General features: G+C 64.5%; 14 protein-coding genes. 5 read left to right on the top strand and 9 right to left on the bottom strand.

Annotated features, from left to right (window positions below; translation table 11 throughout):
• Positions 1-68: 68 nt before the first annotated feature.
• Complete coding sequence (gene rraA / locus ABHM97_RS00795; RefSeq protein ID WP_235521053.1) at positions 69-542, bottom strand: ribonuclease E activity regulator RraA; 474 nt, start codon at positions 540-542, stop codon at positions 69-71.
• 157 nt (positions 543-699) lie between these two features.
• Between rraA and ABHM97_RS00790 the strand changes: the two genes are divergently transcribed.
• Positions 700-2,004: an MFS transporter gene (locus ABHM97_RS00790; protein ID WP_349469221.1), complete on the top strand. Its 1,305-nt coding sequence runs from the start codon at positions 700-702 to the stop codon at positions 2,002-2,004.
• 57 nt (positions 2,005-2,061) lie between these two features.
• Here ABHM97_RS00790 and ABHM97_RS00785 read toward each other — a convergent pair whose 3' ends face one another.
• On the bottom strand, positions 2,062-3,207 hold the full coding sequence (locus ABHM97_RS00785) for an FG-GAP-like repeat-containing protein (protein ID WP_349469220.1): 1,146 nt from the start codon (positions 3,205-3,207) through the stop codon (positions 2,062-2,064).
• Positions 3,208-3,259: 52 nt separating this feature from the next.
• Positions 3,260-4,384, bottom strand: coding sequence for an FG-GAP repeat domain-containing protein (locus ABHM97_RS00780; RefSeq protein ID WP_349469219.1), 1,125 nt, complete (start codon positions 4,382-4,384; stop codon positions 3,260-3,262).
• A 201-nt stretch (positions 4,385-4,585) separates the two neighbouring features.
• Here ABHM97_RS00780 and ABHM97_RS00775 point away from each other — a divergent pair, with 201 nt between their 5' ends.
• From ABHM97_RS00775 to ABHM97_RS00765, 3 genes are all read left to right on the top strand, one after another.
• The gene (locus ABHM97_RS00775; RefSeq protein WP_257370788.1) at positions 4,586-5,194 is read left to right on the top strand and encodes a TetR/AcrR family transcriptional regulator; all 609 of its coding nucleotides are present in this window, start codon (positions 4,586-4,588) and stop codon (positions 5,192-5,194) included.
• Positions 5,195-5,476: 282 nt separating this feature from the next.
• A complete protein-coding gene (locus ABHM97_RS00770) occupies positions 5,477-6,667 on the top strand; it encodes an NAD(P)-dependent malic enzyme (RefSeq protein ID WP_235521044.1) in 1,191 nt (396 codons plus the stop codon).
• Between the two features lie 108 nt (positions 6,668-6,775).
• Positions 6,776-7,285, top strand: coding sequence for a DUF456 domain-containing protein (locus ABHM97_RS00765; protein WP_349469218.1), 510 nt, complete (start codon positions 6,776-6,778; stop codon positions 7,283-7,285).
• Between the two features lie 76 nt (positions 7,286-7,361).
• On the opposite strand, the gene ABHM97_RS00760 is transcribed toward ABHM97_RS00765, so the two are convergent.
• Together ABHM97_RS00760 and ABHM97_RS00755 are read right to left on the bottom strand one after the other, a co-directional pair.
• Positions 7,362-8,321 carry a polysaccharide deacetylase family protein gene (locus tag ABHM97_RS00760; protein ID WP_349469217.1) on the bottom strand — a complete coding sequence of 320 codons (960 nt, stop codon included), beginning with the start codon at positions 8,319-8,321 and terminating at the stop codon, positions 7,362-7,364.
• Positions 8,318-9,889, bottom strand: a complete 1,572-nt coding sequence (locus tag ABHM97_RS00755; RefSeq protein WP_349469216.1) for a purine-cytosine permease family protein — start codon at positions 9,887-9,889, stop codon at positions 8,318-8,320. The genes ABHM97_RS00760 and ABHM97_RS00755 overlap by 4 nt, the downstream gene beginning before the upstream one ends.
• 108 nt (positions 9,890-9,997) lie before the next feature.
• Here ABHM97_RS00755 and ABHM97_RS00750 point away from each other — a divergent pair, with 108 nt between their 5' ends.
• Positions 9,998-11,473: a PucR family transcriptional regulator gene (locus ABHM97_RS00750; RefSeq protein ID WP_349469215.1), complete on the top strand. Its 1,476-nt coding sequence runs from the start codon at positions 9,998-10,000 to the stop codon at positions 11,471-11,473.
• An 18-nt stretch (positions 11,474-11,491) separates the two neighbouring features.
• Here ABHM97_RS00750 and purU read toward each other — a convergent pair whose 3' ends face one another.
• The 4 genes from purU to ABHM97_RS00730 are packed head-to-tail and all read right to left on the bottom strand — an operon-like array spanning position 11,492 to position 17,352.
• The gene (gene purU / locus ABHM97_RS00745; RefSeq protein ID WP_349469214.1) at positions 11,492-12,391 is read right to left on the bottom strand and encodes a formyltetrahydrofolate deformylase; all 900 of its coding nucleotides are present in this window, start codon (positions 12,389-12,391) and stop codon (positions 11,492-11,494) included.
• A gap of 2 nt (positions 12,392-12,393) precedes the next feature.
• Entirely contained in the window at positions 12,394-13,785 is a 1,392-nt protein-coding gene (locus ABHM97_RS00740; protein ID WP_349469213.1) for an L-serine ammonia-lyase, read from the bottom strand.
• On the bottom strand, positions 13,785-14,414 hold the full coding sequence (locus ABHM97_RS00735) for a sarcosine oxidase subunit gamma (RefSeq protein WP_235521035.1): 630 nt from the start codon (positions 14,412-14,414) through the stop codon (positions 13,785-13,787). Before ABHM97_RS00735 ends, ABHM97_RS00740 begins: the two co-directional genes overlap by 1 nt.
• Positions 14,407-17,352 carry a sarcosine oxidase subunit alpha family protein gene (locus ABHM97_RS00730; protein ID WP_349469211.1) on the bottom strand — a complete coding sequence of 982 codons (2,946 nt, stop codon included), beginning with the start codon at positions 17,350-17,352 and terminating at the stop codon, positions 14,407-14,409. The genes ABHM97_RS00735 and ABHM97_RS00730 overlap by 8 nt, the downstream gene beginning before the upstream one ends.
• Positions 17,353-17,354: the final 2 nt, after the last annotated feature.

The following is a 17,354-nucleotide window of genomic DNA, read 5'->3' as shown; positions in this document are numbered from 1 at the left end:
ATGCCTGTTTGATTCCCGGAGTGAGAATATTTCCTGGGCAGGGTCCGTTGTTGACGGGGCCGGCGGTATCAGCGCTCCACCAGGATGCCGTCCGGGTCGCAGTAGATCATCACGCCGGGCCGAACACGAACGCCATCGATGACAAGCTCGACATCTGCCTCGCCTGCACCGGTTTTGCTGCTCTTTCTGGGGTTGCTGCCGAGGGCCTTGACACCCAGGGGCAAACCGGAGATGGCCACGCGGTCCCGGACAGCGCCGTTGATGACCACACCGGCCCATCCGTTGGCCACGGCGCTCTCAGCGATCATGTCGCCCATGAGCGCCGTCCGCAAGGATCCCTGGCCATCGATCACCAGGACGGCTCCCTCTCCTGGTGACCCGAGCACAGTCTTGACCAAGGCATTGTCCTCGAGGCACCGAATGGTCCGCACGGGCCCACTGAAGTGCGAGTGTCCGCCGAGGTCCTGGAACTGCAGGGATATGGACTCAAGTTCTTCGCCGCGTTCGTCGTAGAGGTCGGCGGTATTGGGGTGCTCGTTCACAATGCTGCTCCTTCGTCGGTTGATGCCACAGTAACCTCCCGAGTTCCCTCCCACCGTGCACTTTTCGGGCATATGTGGATAAAGGTCAGGATGGCGGTCCGGTGTCGTCCCGCCACGCTAGGCTGAATCCAAAGATTGATACGAGGGGGAATCTTCCATGAGCCTGTCCGACCTTCCGGGCCCGGTGCCGGACCCAACCGCCATCCACGGCGGCACCGCCACGGCACTCGCCGAGCCGGTTGATCGGGTCAGGCCGCTTTGGGTCACTGGCGTGGTGCTGGTCAACCTGGGCATCAACGCCGCGTTTTTTGGTCCCCTCCAGGTGCTACTGGGTCAGCAGGCCGCGCACTTTGACGAGGGCCAGAAGGAAGCGATCCTTGCGCTGGTGACGGGGTGCGGCGCCGCCGTTTCGATGGTGGCCAACCCCTTGTTCGGCGCCTTCAGCGACCGGACTACCTCCCGCTTTGGTCGCCGTGTCCCATGGGTCCTCATGGGTGCCATTCTCGGCGCAGTCGCCCTTGTGGCCTTGGCAGGTGCTCCGAACGTTGCCGTGATGGCGTTCCTGTGGTGCCTGGTGCAGGCCGGCGCCAACGCCATGTACGCCGCAATAACGGCCGCTGTCCCTGACCGCGTTCCTGTACCCCAGCGTGGAACGGTGGGCGGCCTGGCTGCCATGGGACAAACGGTGGGCATCCTCGTTGGTGCGGTAATCGCGGCCGTCGTGGCCGGAAACTTTGCCGCCGGTTACTGGGTGTGCGCAGCGGCGCTGTTGGCCGGCGTCGTGCTTTACCTTTTCAAGAGCGACGACCAGCCCTTGCCGCAGCAGGAGCGGCCGCCGTTCAGCCTGTGGCAGTTCATCAAGGGGTTCTGGGTTTCGCCCAAACGCTATCCCGACTTTGCGTGGGCCTGGCTTACACGGCTGCTGGTCAGCACGGGCAACCATATGATCACCCTGTATCTTCTCTTCTTCCTCAGCGACATTGTGCGCCTGAAGGAGACCCAAGGGATTGAGCCTGAGTTCGGTGTGCTGGTCCTGACCGGTCTTTACGCGGTGACCGTCATCATCACCAGTGTTCTGGGCGGACGCTTAAGTGACCGGATGGGAAAGCGGAAGCCCCTGGTCATAGCGTCGTCGGTCATCATTGCCGCGGCATCTCTGATTCTTGCTTTTGCTCCGACGTGGATCGGCGGACTTGCCGGCGCGGCCGTGCTCGGAATAGGTTTTGGGGCCTACCTTGCGGTGGACTTCGCGCTCATTACCCAGGTACTGCCCACTGCTCTGGACCGCGGCCGGGACCTTGGCGTCATCAACATCGCGAATTCGCTGCCCCAAGTCCTCGCCCCGGCGATCGCCTTCGTGTTCGTTCAGTTCTGGGGCGGCTACGTCTCGCTGTACGTAGCCGCCGCAGTCATCGGGCTCCTGGGCGCCGTGTTCGTGGTGAAGATCAAGAGCGTTGACTAGGCCTGGAAGACAGCCGTTGCGCGGCGGCTCTCGGTGCGGGGTCCCACGAAGCGAAAACTAGAAGAGGTCCGTGAACCCGCCCCAGCCCCAACCAACCACTCCGGAGCCGTTCCAGCCGCCCTTGCCGTTTCCGTAATAGGCCTTCAGCTGGCCTGATCCGTCGACGGCGAAGACGTCGAAGTTTCCGTCACCGTTGATGTCTCCGGCACTGCCAATTTTGCTCAAGCCGCTCCAACCCTGACCCACAACACTCATGCCGTTCCAGCCGCCGGCGCCGTTGCCGCGGTATAGCTTCAAGGATCCTGCGGAGTCGCGTGCCAGGACGTCGACGTTGGTGTCGCCGTCGAAATCGCCGGGAGTGATGATGGTATTCAGGGCGTTCCAGCCCTGCCCGGCTACGGAACGCGGCAACCACCCTCCATGCCCGTCGCCGGGGTAGAGATAGAGGACGCCGTTGGCATCGCGTGCGAGGACGTCGTTGGTGCCGTCGCTGTTGAAGTCCCCGGGGGAGACCAGCGCCGTGAAGATGTTCCAGCCGGTGCCCACTTTGCGCGGGCCCGTCCAGCCCCCGGCGCCGTCGCCGCTGTACAAGTAGAGGCCCCCGGCGGAGTCCCGGCCGAGCACGTCGTTGTTGCCGTCGCCGTCGAAGTCACCCGGGGACAGGACCGTGGGGAAGATGTTCCAGCCGACGCCTACCGTTCGTGCGGGCTCCCAGGTGTTGTTGATGCGCGGGTACATCATCAGTGCGCCATCCGAGCGGCGGGCCAGCAGCTCGAAGGCGCTCCGGCTGGTGAAGCCGCTGGGCCGGTGGGACGCGGAGATGGGGGCAGTCTCTTCGCTGGCCACCTCCATGTTTTCGCAGGGGTAGTTTGCGACCAGGTGGGCGGCTATGGTCTTGCCGCGGTCCTCTTCGCCAAGGACGTAGTTGGGCCACGTGGGGTGGTCTGTGGCTACCTCGCCGTCGCGGGTCCAGTAGATGCGTGTGTCGGGACCGGCTCCGGCGCCACAGCCCTTATAGGCGTACGGGTCCCATGAAACTGTGAGTGTCGATCCGACGTAAGGGGCTCCGGTGATAACCGGCGGCTCCGGATCCATGGTTGCCATGGCGGGAGCCGGCGCAAACGTTGCCATGGCAACGACGGCCGCCGCGATCCCAGCCAGTGCCCGGCGCACGCCGAACGCAGGGCGTGATAAAGCACTCATTGTGTCCTCCCCAGACTTTTATGGGGTTAATGGTACCGCGGCTGGGATGTTGCTAGAAGATCGCTGTAAACCATCCGAAGCCTGCGCCGACGGCCTCCGAACCCTTCCAGCCGCTGCGTCCATCGCTGTAGTAGGCAACCAGCCGCCCCTGCTGGTCCACTGCATAAACATCGGGGAAACCGTCGCCGTTGAAGTCCCCCGCAGCTCCGATCGACTTCAACGCATTCCAGCCGACGCCGATCATCCAGGATCGGGTCCATCCTCCGGAGCCGTTTCCTCCATAGAAGTACAGGTACCCGTTGCGGTCCCGCGCCAGGACGTCCACGGTGCCGTCACCGTTGAAATCTCCCGGGGTCACCAGTGCATCCATCACGTTCCAGCCGGTCCCGACGGCGGTACGCGCCAACCAGCCGCCGGCACCGTTGCCGGGGTAGAGGTAGAGGGCTCCGCCGGGCTCGCGGGCGAGGATGTCGTTGTTCCCGTCGCCGTTGAAGTCGCCCGGGCTGACGATGGAATCGAAGACGTTCCACCCGTTGCCGATGCTTCGGGCGGGCTTCCAGCCACCGGCGCCGTCCCCGCTGAACAGGTAAAGCCCTCCAGCTGTGTCGCGGACGATCACATCGCTTTTGCCGTCCCCGTCGAAGTCGCCGGGGGAGAGGGCCAGGTTAAAGATGTTGAACCCCCAACCCACCGTTTTAGCGGGGTCCCAGGCGCCGCCTTTCCGCCCGTACAGCAGCAGTGAGCCATCGTTTGCCCGGGTCAAAAGCTCGAAGCTCCGGCCAGTAAAGCCGGCTGCCCGGTTGACGTCCCCCACTGGCCTTGTCTCCGTGCTGTGCAGGGACTCGCCACCGCACGCGGTTTTGCTGGCAGTGACATGCACCGCCATGCGCGCCCCGGTGTCGTCGGGCCCCAGGTCGTAGCTTCGCGCCGTTTCGCCTGCCACCAGGAAACCGTCCCGGGTCCAATAAACAGTGAAGTCCGGCCCCTTGCCGCCTCCGCACCCGTAAAACGTGTACGGGCCAATATCTGCGGTCAGCTTCTGCCCGACGAACGCTGCACCGTTGAGGATGGGATCGGGACCGCTGGGAGCTGCCGACGCCGGTATTGCGCCAAGTGCCATGGCCGCCACAGTGGCGGCCAGCAGAGCTGCTGCCACCCGACGTCGAAATCCCTGCATGTGTTTCCTCCCGTGTACCAGACCTGTTGAGAAGTGTATGTGGGGGCGGCCACAATACGGGGGATCGGCGTGCATGCCGCGGCCTCGGGCCAACTCTCAGGAAACGGTCATTTAGCTCCCGTATCATTGATGCGATCGGCCAGCCGTGGGTCTCAACCCAGCCGGCCGTTTCCTTGTCAGCCTGCCAAGAGATCGCCGGAAATGCCCGTATCAAATTCACTGGAACCGTACTCCCTTGACCTGACCACGGGGTTGCCCCGTATGGCTGCCGCGCCCACCACACCGCGGCAGCAGCTCCGCTATGCCCGGATCCTCAGGACAGCAGCCGGCTTTGCCCAGCGGCAGTTCGATACCTTGAGCCTTTCTGACGTCGCTGCGCGCGCGGACGTGCCACTGGGCACGCTGTACCGGTACTTTCCCTCGACGGCCCACCTCATGCTTGCTGTCTACCGGCAACAGCTGCGTGAGCTCCGGGAGGGCGTCCGGCGTCGGGAAGGCAAGGGGCACGCGCTCGCTGGTTTGATGATGGAGATTTTCCACTTAAGGGTCATGCAGCCCGGCGTGGAGCACTGCCTGATCCGTCCCGCAGGCAAGGATGAGGATACGGCGCAGCTCTTGCGTGAAATCGACGCCCTGTCCGAGGAAGTCGTTGGTTCGCTCAGCAAGGACACCGGTAAGGACACTGTGCGTGCCCGCATTCTGCTGCACCTGGTGAGTGGCCTCGTCCAGGCTGTCCGGTGCCGCCGGTTGTCCCTTTTTGAGGCAGAAAAGGACCTGAAGAAGGCCTGCACGCTGTTGACCGGCGATTAGCAAAGTCACCCGGTGGTCTAGACCGATCCCCTCCGAGAAGCCGCTTTATGGCATGACGTGGCTCACACTTTCGCCTGGTTGAACGTTTTACTCCTGAATCGTCTCTCTTGGTATTGAATCTTGTACCCTTCGCCGTTCCCTAGGCTGGAAGCACCGAAGCGGCTAGCAGCCCCCTTACCTGCAGAAGCAACGCCGGGCCAGCCACCCTTGGCCCGCACAGCAGTTCTGTTCCTGCCCTGACATCGTGCCGTGGGACCACGGCTAGCCTGAGGAGACAACGACGTGTCCATCGAGACAATTGCTACTGACAACGACGCCCTGGTACTGAGCGAAGAAGAGATCTTTGCAGCCCACGAGGGCGGCAAGCTGACCATCTCCAGCACCGTACCCCTGGACAACAAGCGCGATCTTTCCATCGCCTACACCCCCGGAGTTGCGCAGGTCAGCCGCGCAATCCACGCCAACCCGGAACTCGCCCGCACCCACACCTGGGCAGAGCGCCTTGTTGTGGTTGTCAGCGATGGCACCGCAGTCCTCGGCCTCGGCAACATCGGGCCCAGCGCTTCCCTGCCCGTCATGGAGGGCAAGTCTGCCCTGTTCAAGTCCTTTGGCGATCTCGACTCCATTCCGTTGGTATTGAACACCACCAACGTCGATGAGATCATCGAGACCCTGGTCCGCCTCCGTCCGAGCTTCGGCGCAGTCAACCTCGAGGACATCTCGGCTCCCCGCTGCTTCGAGCTGGAAGAGCGCCTCATCGAAGCTCTGGATTGCCCCGTCATGCACGATGACCAGCACGGCACCGCCGTCGTGGTCCTCGCAGCGTTGACCAACGCCGCCAAGGTGACCCAGCGCGAACTCGCCGGCCTCAAGGTCGTTGTCTCGGGTGCTGGTGCCGCAGGAATCGCCATCGCCGAAATCCTGCTGGCGGTTGGCATCAAGGACGTCATCCTGCTCGACTCCAAGGGTGTGGTGAACGCCGAGCGTGCCGACCTCGTGGCTGATCCCGGCAGTGTCAAAGCCCGCATGGCCGCACGCACCAACCCCCGTGGCGTTACGGGTGGCCCGGGCGAAGGCTTGACCGGCGCCGACGTTTTCGTGGGCGTCTCCTCCTCCAAGCTGGACGAAGAGCACTTGAAGCTCATGAACGATCAGTCGATCGTGTTCGCGCTGTCCAACCCGGATCCGGAAGTTCTGCCCGAGGTCGCCCAGCAGTACGCAGCCGTTGTTGCCACCGGCCGCAGCGACTTCCCCAACCAGATCAACAACGTCCTGGCCTTCCCCGGCATCTTCCGCGGCGCGTTGGATGCCGGCGCCCGCCGGATCACCCCGGCCATGAAGATCGCCGCTGCGAACGCCATCGCCGAACTGGCCGCCGAGGACCTTTCCGCCGACTACATCGTGCCGAGCCCGCTGGATGCACGCGTGGCACCGGCCGTCACCGCGGCAGTTGCTGCCGCTGTAGCTGAGTAGCGTTCACCAACACAAGACCGACGACGGCGACGCCTCCCGTGCTGGGGAGCGTCGCCGTCGTTTCTTTAGGTGGCAGGCGGGGCGGCTGGCCGCACCTAGACTGGGGCCATGAACGCCGAACTCATCGTGACCATCCTGTGCGGCCTGGCCATAGCAGTGGGTGTCGTTGGAACCATCATCCCCGTATTGCCGGGCAGCATCCTGATCGGTGCAAGCCTTTTGGCATGGGCCATCTGGGGCGGCGCCGGTGGCATGGGATGGGTGATCTTTGCTGTGGGCATGCTGTTTGTGGTGTCCGGAATGGCGGCCAGTGCCGTGCTGACCGCCCGCAAAATGAAGCAGCACGGGATCCCCAACAGATCGGTGCTGATTGGCGTGCTGCTGGGTGTGGTGGGCATGTTCGTTATCCCCGTGGTGGGGCTGTTCGTTGGTTTCGCCCTGGGCCTTCTCCTCAGCGAGGTCCAACGCACGCGGAACTTCAAGACCGCGCTGCGTTCCAGTGGTGCTGCGCTGAAAGCCACCGGCATAGGGATGCTGGTGGAATTCGGACTCGCTTGCGCGGCGGCGACCACATGGATCATCGGAGTGTGGGCAGAGGCGGTCTACGGAGGCCCTTAAACACCCCCGCCGAGATGGCAGTTGATGACAATCCCGCGGCGCAGGACTGTCATCAAATGCCATCCCGGCGGAAGAGTCACCGGAAGGCGGGTGCCCCGGCAGGTGAGGTGACCTGCGCCGGGCGGAATGAGGCCCCGGCCCCGGGGAACATGGGAACATCTATCCGGGCGTGCGTATGGATCTGGTGCACCATGGACTTTGTATGTTCCGCTATTTCCGCAAGTGTGGTCACCCACATGCCTTCGAGGTCCTTGACCCGTTCAATCAACTGTTCCAGGGCCGCGGCCCGGGAGGGCCGGCCCGAAATGAACGGGTGGTTCGTCAGCACAAAGCAGCTGCCCTGCGAGTGGTGCGCCTGCGCTTCCAGGGTCCACATTTCCAACGCCTTCGCGGGGCTCTCAATGACCCCGCTGCCAGTGACTCCCGGGTAGAAGCCGTACTGCTCCCAGTCATCCAGCGCCCAGTCCACCGGGATCTCCACGATGTCCCGGGGGTCATCCTGGGCGACGGCCATGCGGTAGGGGGCATCGCCGTCGAGCAGGCTTGAATCGTAAAGGAACCCACGGTCCGCCAGCAGGGCGGGGGACTGCCAGTTCAGCTCCCACCAGGGAGCCCGGTAGCCCACCGGGCGGACGCCGGCCACCGTGGCGAGGGCCTCCAGCCCCCGGTCCAGGTATTGGGCTTCAGTAGCGGCATCGATGCCCTGCATGGGTTCGTGCATGTAGCCGTGGTGGGCGATTTCGTGGCCCCCGTCGACAATCCTGCGGACCACATCCGGGTAGCTTTCGGCCGTGAACCCTGGAATGAAGAACGTGCCCTTGATGTCCTGGCGGTCCAGGATCTGCAGCAAGCGTGGGACAGCGATCTTGGGCCCGTAGGACTGGTGGCTCATCAGGGACATCCGCTTGGTGCTGGTGGGGTCGTGAGCGATGGTGCAGGACTCGGCGTCGACGTCGAAGGTAAAAGACGCTGCTGCCTGGAAGCCCTCAGGCCAGGTGATCGGGTGGACGGAGTCGGCGAACGCGGGCTGGCTCATGCTGTGGTCCTTTCAACAGCCGGGGCGGGTTCAGGGGAAGGCGCCGGTTGGGTGGCGGAGACGTGGTTGGAGTCCGCCAGGAGGTATTTCTTATGCGCACGGGGTCCCAGGACGGCGTACGCTGCGGCGCTGGTGAGTCCGCCGGCCAGCCAAGAGAGATCCCAACCACCCAGGGCCACGGCGATGGGGCCCTGGGTCGCAGGAACAAGCCCGTACATGAACAACCAGGTGCAGAAGATACCGGCCAGGAGGGACACGATGCCTGCCCAGTTGACCACCGGGAGCCGGCGCGTTCCGATGGGGTCGAACAGCCGATCAACTTTTGCCGGCCAGCGCCTTTCCAGCCAGAAATAGTGCACCAGCATCACGCCACCCCAAGCGGCAACCCAGGCGACCAGGCCGATCAGCCAGGCGTCCAGGACCGCGGCGAAGTCTTCCTGGAAGATGAAGAAGACAACAGCGGCCAGTGAGAAGACGCCCACGAAGAGGTTGAGCTTGCGGCGGTTGATGTTGATGTCCAGGGCCTGCGTGGCGACAGAGAACGTGTAGATGTTGAGGATGTTGGTGGCGATGGGGCCGTGCAGCACCATGAGCAGGACGGGCAGGGCCATGACGCCGAAGTTCTGGACGATCAGTTTGCCGGGGTCGATCTCGCCGCTGTTGGTGGCGAGGCTTGCGCCCAGGATTCCCAGCCAGACCACAGGGATGAATTGCCCCAGGACGGAGGCCAGATACACCTTGCGCTTGGGAACGGACGTGCTCACAAACCGGGAGTAGTCCGCAGCGTAGGTGAACCAGGTGATACCCCAGCCGATGCCGATGGCGGTCATCACGGCACTCATGGCTGCGATACGCTCCGAGCCTTCAAGGATATTGCCGGCCGGACCTGCGTAGCCCCAGTCGATCTTCATGCCGAACCATGCCACGGCGGACATGACGGCCAGGATGATGATGGTGGGCGGAACCGTCCACTTCTCGAATGCTGCGATTGCCTTGTAGCCGAACCAGGCGATGGCCACCTGGGCCGCCATGATGGCCGTGGCGACGCCGATCTTCCAGGCGTAGTTCGGAGCTTCGGGGTCCACCCAGCCAAGGGTTCCGAACAATGCCATGACCAGGTCCAGGATGATCCAGGTGTTCACCGCGCACCAGCCGATCACCAGGATTGCCTGGATGGCCGCCGGAAAGTAGTTGCCGCGCCGGCCGAACGCCGCGCGTGCCAGGACCATGCCGGTGGCGCCGGTCTTTTGGCCCAGGAGGACGAAGCAGCCGAACAGGAGCATGCCGATCAGGTTGCCCAGGACCAGGACGGTTACGGTGTCCGCGAAGCCGAGGCCCAGGTGGATGCCCAACGCTCCGAGCACCCAGTTGATCGGGGCAAGATTGGCGCCGGCCCAGATCCAGAACTGTCCGGATACTTTGCGGGTGCGGTCTGATTCGGGGATGGGTTGCAGCCAGGCTTCGCTGTCATGGCCCGGCGCCGTTGCCGGTCCTGACAGCGTTGAGCCCGGCTTGGAAGAGCCTGTTTGCGCTGAACTCGAACGCGAAGAAGAGAGGTTGTCTTGCATGGGGAGAGCCTCCGTGTGTGAAAGGGACCCCTTAAGGCTATGTGCGTCAGATCACAGCAACAAGATACGATGTGTCTGAAGAAGTGCGTCCAGATCTTACGGAGTGTCATGTCCATCCTGCTTGATCAGGCTCTCAAGAGCGAAGTACTCATGAAGGCCGACCCCATCATCCTGACGCGCATGGCCGACGCACCGCAGCGGCCGGTCCGCTGGGTCCACTCCAGCGAGGTCCTGGACATTGCCCCACTGCTTCGGGGCGGGGAGCTGCTCCTCAGCGGTGGCCAGGCTCTGGGAGCCGAGTCAGCGGAACGCCGCGCGGATTACATCCGGGAACTGGCCGCCCGCGGGATCGCGGCGCTCGCGTTGGAAACCGGACCGGCCCTCCCCGCCATCCCCGCGGACATGCTGGAAGCGGCCGAAACAGCGGGCCTTCCCGTCATAGAGCTGCGCCGGGTTGTTCCGTTTGTCGCCGTCATGCAGGAAATCAACTCGCTCCTGGTCAGCGAATCCGTGAAACACCTGCAACGCGGCGACCAGGCCAGCCACGCCATGGCCGCCGAGCTGGCCCACGGCGGCGGACTCGATCAACTCCTGACTGTGTTGGCGGACAGGACCGGGACAGGTGCCAGGCTGGTCTCGCCGTCGGGCGTCACGCTGGGCGCGTCCGCCGGACCCGCCCCGGGCGGTGTGGTCACCACCGTTGACGTTCCGGTTCGGGGCGTGCTGGCGGCCCGCCTTGAGCTGGTTGTGCCCGACGACGGCGACTCCGGACTCGCGCGGGTGGCGGGGGAGAGGTCGGTGGACATCCTGGGCCTTGCCTTGCTGCAGCGGATGCCGCCAGGGCTGAAGGAGTTGGCAGGCATAGAGCTGATGCGCGCCATCAATTCCGGCAGCCAGGCGTGGCAACTGCGGCAACTGGGCCCGGCATCGGGATTTCCAACGGATGGCAGGGTGGCCGCGGTGGTGATCCGATCCACTGGAGCAGGGCATCTGCGGCCGGCCGTGGATACGGTGCTCCGGGAACAGGTGCCGCACAGCGCCAGCTACGCCAACAACGCTGAGTTGATCGCCCTGGCGGCACTCCCGGATGGCCATTCCAGCCGTACCGCCTTGGCTGATGCCTTGGCCGCCGTGGACATGCCGCCCGGATCCGTGGTGTCCGTGGGCCCCTTGGGGAGGGGGATTGACGATGCTCCGTGGTCCTTGGCCGAAGCTCGCCGTGCCCTGGATCTGGTTGCCCAGGAAAGCGGATCAGGGAACGGCGGAGTCGTGGACGCCGAGGCCTTCGCTGTCGAGTTGCTGGCCCAGGAGTCCCTGGACGCCGCAACCCGGGAAGTGTTCGTACAGCGGCAGTTGGGTGCCGTCGTCGGGCATGACCGTTTGAAAAGGTCGGAGCTGCTGCGGACGCTGACCGTGTGGCTGGATACCGGGTGCAACACCGCCCAAGCTGCCCGCGAGCTGCACTTGGAGCGGCAATCCATGCATCACCGGTTGCAGCGGATTTTTGAGCTCTGCGGCGGAGATCCGCGGGGAACGGGCCGGCTGGCCGCCCTGCATCTGGCAACCCGGCTGGCGCGGTTGTAGATCGCGGCGCAACAAGCGCTACTTCAGCACGATTGTCCTGTTCCCATGCAGGATGATCCGGCCCTCGCAGTGCCAGCGAACGGCGTTGCTGAGTGCCTTGCATTCGGTATCCCGGCCGGCGGCCACCAGATCCTCCGGTCCAAACGTGTGGTCCACTTCCACCACCTGCTGGGCGATGATGGGCCCTTCATCCAGCTCCCCGTTCACGTAGTGGGCCGTGGCACCGACGGTTTTCACACCGCGGGCGTAGGCCTGGTGGTACGGCTTGGCACCTTTGAAGCTGGGCAGGAACGAGTGGTGGATGTTGATCGCACGTCCGTCGAGCTTGCGTGCCAGGTCATCGCTGAGCACCTGCATGTAACGGGCCAGGACAATGAGCTCAACGTCCAGCTCATCAATGATCTCCAACAGGCGACCCTCGGCCGCCGGTTTGGTGGCAGCCGTGACAGGGACGTGGAAGAACGGAATTCCGTGCCATTCAGCAAGTCCCTGATGATCGGTGTGGTTGGACACCACGCCCACCACGTCGATGGGCAGCTCACCGATCCTTGCCCGGAACAGGAGGTCGTTCAGGCAGTGCCCGAACTTGGAAACCATGATCAGCACGCGGCGTTTGTAACCCTGGCGTTCCAGCTGCCAGTTCATGGCGTACTTGTCGCCCACCGGCGCAAAAGCTTCCCGCAGGGCATCAACAGTGGAGGCATCGCCGTCGGACGCGAAGTGCACGCGCATGAAGAAGTGACCCTCGGCGCGATCGCCGAACTGTTTGTTGTCGATGATGTCGCAACCGTGTTCCAGTAGGAACCCGGACACGGCGTGCACGATTCCCGGCCCCTCGGGACAATCCAGGGTGAGGACGTGTTCCACGGTGGTCTCCGGGCCGGAAGGAACGGCGGTTTCAGCTTGAATGGCAGTCATGGCTAGCACTCCACTACGTTGACGGCGAGGCCCCCACGGGAGGTCTCTTTGTACTTGGATTTCATATCTGCGCCCGTTTCGCGCATGGTCTTGATGGCTTTGTCCAGCGATACCTTGTGGCTGCCATCGCCATGCAGTGCAAGGCGGGCTGCGTTGATCGCCTTGACGCTGGCAATGGCGTTGCGCTCGATGCAGGGGATCTGCACCAGCCCGCCGACGGGATCGCAGGTCAGGCCCAGATTGTGTTCAATGCCCACCTCAGCGGCATTTTCCACTTGCTCCGGCGTTCCGCCCAGCACTTCGCAGAGCCCGGCAGCGGCCATGGAGCAGGCCGAACCTACCTCGCCCTGGCAGCCAACCTCGGCGCCGGAGATGGAGGCGTTGATCTTGAACAGGATTCCGACGGCGGCCGCCGCCAGCAGGAACCGCACGACGCCGTCGTCGTTGGCTCCCGGAATAAACTTGGTGTAATAGTGCAGCACGGCCGGGACAATTCCGGCGGCACCGTTGGTGGGTGCAGTGACAATCCTGCCGCCCGCCGCGTTTTCCTCGTTCACGGCCAGGGCGAACAGGTTCACCCATTCCATGGCCAGGAGGGGGTCGGCTGAATTCGCGCCGTTCAGGTCGGCGTCGGTCTCGGAGAGCTTCTTGAACAACGACGGCGCCCGTCGCCTGACCTTCAGGCCTCCCGGCAGGATTCCCTCGGCAGAGCAGCCGTTGTCCACGCATTCCTGCATGACGGCCCAAATGCCCAGCAGCCGTTCACGAAGTTCTTCCTCGGAACGCCACACCAGTTCGTTGGCCAGCATGACGTCGGAGATGGACATGCCTTCGCGCTCGCAGATCTCCAGGAGTTGGTCTGCCGTGGTGAACGGGTATGGGAGCACCGTGTTATCTGCCACCACTTTGTCGGCTCCGGAGACGTCGCCGTCCACCACGAAGCCGCCCCCGATGGAGTAGTAGCTGCGCTCCCGAAGGACCGTGCCGGTGTGGTCCAGGGCCCGGAACGTCATGCCGTTGGGGTGGGCGGGGAGGGACTTGCGGCGGTGCAGGACCACGTCCTCGTCCCAATTGAAGTCAACGCGGTGATTCCCGCCCAGACGTAGCTCGGCGTCCAAGGCAGCGGCGGCCACCTGGTCATCCGCTGTGTGGGTATCCACAGTTTCGGGAGAGTGGCCCTGCAGTCCCAGCACCACGGCTTTGTCTGAGCCGTGGCCCCGGCCGGTGGCGCCCAGGGAGCCGAAAAGCTCAGCCTGGACGCGCACCGTGGCCGGGAGCTGGCCGGACGATTCAAGACCGTCCGTGAACTGCTTTGCCGCGCGCATCGGGCCGACCGTGTGTGAGGAGGACGGCCCGATGCCAACAGAAAACAGGTCAAGCACACTCAGTGCCATCAGGGGACCTCGGGGGAGGCGTATTCCCTCATGGCATCCAGGAGCCAACGGCCCAGGAAGTCGGCAAACGAGGCCCGGGGAAAGATCCGGTAGGAGTCCTCGGAGGTCTTCCACAGCATCACCGGGATGTGTGCAAGTTCCGTGGAAACAGCCGTGCCCGGCTTGAAGACCCTGGGGTGCAGGTCCAGGGAGCAAGTCTTCTCCAGGACTGCCCGGGCGTGGCTGCCGGAGAGCTCGAACGTGGTGCGGTTGGCGGACAGGTCCACCACCTGGCCGGCGTCGTTGCCCAAGGCAGTGGTCAGATCGCTGCCCAGGGAGCCGCCCAGGGAATCGTGGGCTTCCTCGGGAGCCACCACCAGGAACTCGGTGGGGCCGAGCCACAGGGTGTTGACGGAATCGTTGCCCGTCACCTCGCCACAAGCGGCAGGCAAGCCGCCGACGACGGACGCAACGCGGGCGCCGGCGTCGGACGTCCGGTCAACCCGGATGCCCACCATGGCCTGGTACGGGATCTCGGTGAGCGTCACTGTGCCCGGAACTGAGCCGGACGTGAACGCCTCAGCCAGGTGCTGGGCCGGGCTGCGGCGTGCACGGCTCACGGTTTCTGCGGGGGTTGCTGTTTCAGCCATCTTTGCGGGTCCCTTCAGCATCGAAAAGTACGGTTTCGCCAACAACCACGTCCACCAATTGGTCTCCCAGGGAGGCCTGGAGGGTTTCACCGATGCGGTTGCGGCCGTTTTGGATCAGTGCCAGGCCGAAGGAACGGCCAAGTGCGGCGCTGTGGTAGCTGGAGGTCACGAAGCCTTCCATGGGGACGGGTCCGTTGGCCGGGTTGACCGGGATGCCCTTCTCCACCAGCTGGGTGCCCTCCGGCAACCGCAGCGAGTGGTCCACAGGAAGGACGCTCACCAGGTGTTTACGGTCTTCGCGGCTGGCGTCCTGGCGGAGGTAGGAGCGCTTGCCGATGAAGTCCTTGGCCTTGGAGACGATCCAGTCCATGCCGGCGTCCTGCGGGGTTACCGTTCCATCGGTGTCCTGCCCAACAATTGGGTAGCCCTTTTCGGCGCGGAGCACGTGCATGGTTTCGGTGCCGTACGGGGTGATGTTGAACTCCGCACCCGCGGCAGCAACAGCTTCCCAGGTGTTGAGTCCGTACCAGGCCGGAACGTTGATTTCGTAGGCGAGTTCACCGGAGAAGGAGATACGGCAAACACGTGCCTGTACTCCGGAGGCCAGTGTGGTTTCGCGGAACGTCATGAACGGAAAGGCTTCAGCGTCCAGGCCGCCGTTTTCGGCGAGCTGCGGGGCAACCTTCGCCAGGACTGCGCGGGACTTCGGGCCCACGACGGCGATGGTGGTCCACTGCTCGGTGACAGAGGTGCACACCACGTCCAGCTCCGGCCACTCCGTTTGGTGCCACTCTTCCAGCCAGTCCAGCACCTTCGCGGCGCCGCCTGTCGTGGTGGTCATGAAGTAGCGGTCCTCGTCCAGGCGAAGGGTCACGCCGTCGTCGAAGATCATGCCATCCAGGGTGCACATGACACCGTAGCGGGCGGATCCCGGGGCCAGCTTCTTGAACGCGTTGGTGTACACGCGGTTCAGGAATTCACCGGCGTCCTTTCCGCGGATTTCGATCTTGCCCAGCGTGGTGGCGTCCATGAACCCCACGGAATCGCGGACGGCAGCGCACTCACGCAGGACCGCGGTGTCCATGTCCTCGCTGCCCTGCGGGTAGTACCAGGGGCGCTTCCACTGTCCAACATCTTCAAACAGTGCGCCCTGGGCAACGTGCCACGGGTGGATTGAGGTGACGCGGGCGGGGTCGAACAGCTCGCCGCGCTGGCGGCCTGCCAACGCTGCGAAGGCCACGGGTGTGAACGGTGCACGGTACGCGGTGGTGCCGATCTCGCCCACTCCGGGGATGCTCTCGGCGCCGCCGAACTTCAGCGCAGCGGCGATGACGCCGATCGCGTTGACGCCGGACGTCTTGCCCTGGTCGTTCGCGGTGCTGATGGAGGTGTACCGCTTGACGTGTTCCACCGACCGCATGCCGGCACCGGTGGAGCGAAGCACATCGGCTACTGACTGGTCGCGCTGGAAGTCGACGAAGTGGTGGTGCCATTCGCCCGGCTCACCGGTCTGGCCGGGAACCAGCCAGAGCTGGCGGCTCGGTGCGCTGGCCACGGGTTCCTGCAGTTCCACCGGGGTGGTTGCCGACTCAAAGCCGGCAGCAATGGACGCTGCTGCTCCCGCGGAAATGCCCTCGGCCAGGCAGTCCTCGAGTTCAAAGGTGCCACGGCCTGCACCCACCACTTGCTGGTCGCGGACCGGCTTGGCGGGAATGAAAGCTGCGAGCTCGTCGTCCCAACGCAGCTTGCCTTGGCGCTGGCTGTGGAGGTGGACCACCGGGCTCCAACCACCGGAGACGGCGAGCAGATCGGCAGCCAGCTGTTCGACGCCCGAGGTGAGTTCGCCGTCGTCGTTGATGCTGCGGACGGTGACGCCATTCAGGCGGCCGTTCTCATCCGCGGAGGTGTCCGCCACGGCGCTGCCGATCAGGACCCGGATACCGGACTCGACGGCGGCAGCGGCCTTTGCGCTGATCTGCGGACGGGCGTCCACGACGGCGGCAATCGCCACGCCTGCTGCCTTCAGGTCCGCGGCAAGCGCGTAGGCGGAGTCGTTGGTGGTGCTGATGACCACCCGCGAACCGGCGGCGACGGCGTACCGGTTGAGGTACGTGCGTGCAGCGGAGGCGAGCATGATGCCCGGACGATCGTTGTTCTCGAACACCAGGGGACGTTCGTGGGCGCCGGGGGCCAGGACAACCTGCTTAGCACGGATGTGCCAAATACGCTGGCGGGAGACTCCCGGGGCTGCCGGAACGCTCAGGTGGTCCGTGCGGTTCTGGGCTGCGATGAAGTAGTTGGAATCGTAGGAACCGAAAGCGGTGGTGCGGTTCAGCACCGTGCATTCCGCGGCCGAGACCAGCTCCGCTTCAACGTCCGCAACCCATTCCAGGGCCGGTTTGCCCTCAACGGTGTCGGCCAGGCCTTCAGCGGTGGAACCCGAAAGCAAGGCGCCGCCGAGCTCGGGCTGGTCGTCGATGAGGATGACGCGGGCGCCGGTGCGGACGGCCTCGCGGGCAGCTGCCAGGCCGGCAATGCCGCCGCCAACTACCAAGACATCTGTGTGGACGTACTTCTTGTCGTACTCGGCCTTGTCCTCGTTGGGGTCCAGCTTGCCCAGACCGGACAGGAGCTCAATGTTCATGCCGTCCACCAACGAAACTGCCGTGGCGGGGAGCATGGACTCGGCAACGTGGCCCGGGAAGCGAGGGGCGATCTTGACCAAGGCGTTGGACTCTTCCACGCCGGCGGCCATGATGCCGCGGGGGCGGTCCTCGTAAAGGGAGTTGCCGGCGTTGATGTGGCCGTTGGCCAGCAGCGCCGATGCGATGGTGTCACCCGGGTGGCCAGTGAATTCCTGGCCGTCCACGGTGAAGCGCCAGGAGATGCTGCGATCGATGCGTCCGCCGGTGGCGAGGCGTGCGTTCTTGCTGGTCACTT

The sequence above is a fragment of the Paenarthrobacter sp. CAP02 genome, assembly GCF_040137855.1.
Classification (GTDB): Bacteria; Actinomycetota; Actinomycetes; order Actinomycetales; family Micrococcaceae; genus Arthrobacter.
Note: the sequence above shows the minus strand (reverse complement) of the source record. Positions and strands in the feature narration are given on the sequence as shown.

Bases quoted from the DNA above. Each gene is read 5' to 3' on its own strand.
- ABHM97_RS00790 (WP_349469221.1), top strand. From the start codon at position 700: ATGAGCCTGTCCGACCTTCCGGGCCCGGTGCCGGACCCAACCGCCATC.
- ABHM97_RS00785 (WP_349469220.1), bottom strand. From the start codon at position 3,207: ATGAGTGCTTTATCACGCCCTGCGTTCGGCGTGCGCCGGGCACTGGCT.
- ABHM97_RS00780 (WP_349469219.1), bottom strand. From the start codon at position 4,384: ATGCAGGGATTTCGACGTCGGGTGGCAGCAGCTCTGCTGGCCGCCACT.
- ABHM97_RS00775 (WP_257370788.1), top strand. From the start codon at position 4,586: ATGCCCGTATCAAATTCACTGGAACCGTACTCCCTTGACCTGACCACG.
- ABHM97_RS00765 (WP_349469218.1), top strand. From the start codon at position 6,776: ATGAACGCCGAACTCATCGTGACCATCCTGTGCGGCCTGGCCATAGCA.
- ABHM97_RS00760 (WP_349469217.1), bottom strand. From the start codon at position 8,321: ATGAGCCAGCCCGCGTTCGCCGACTCCGTCCACCCGATCACCTGGCCT.
- ABHM97_RS00755 (WP_349469216.1), bottom strand. From the start codon at position 9,889: ATGCAAGACAACCTCTCTTCTTCGCGTTCGAGTTCAGCGCAAACAGGC.
- ABHM97_RS00750 (WP_349469215.1), top strand. From the start codon at position 9,998: ATGTCCATCCTGCTTGATCAGGCTCTCAAGAGCGAAGTACTCATGAAG.
- purU (WP_349469214.1), bottom strand. From the start codon at position 12,391: ATGACTGCCATTCAAGCTGAAACCGCCGTTCCTTCCGGCCCGGAGACC.
- ABHM97_RS00740 (WP_349469213.1), bottom strand. From the start codon at position 13,785: ATGGCACTGAGTGTGCTTGACCTGTTTTCTGTTGGCATCGGGCCGTCC.
- ABHM97_RS00735 (WP_235521035.1), bottom strand. From the start codon at position 14,414: ATGGCTGAAACAGCAACCCCCGCAGAAACCGTGAGCCGTGCACGCCGC.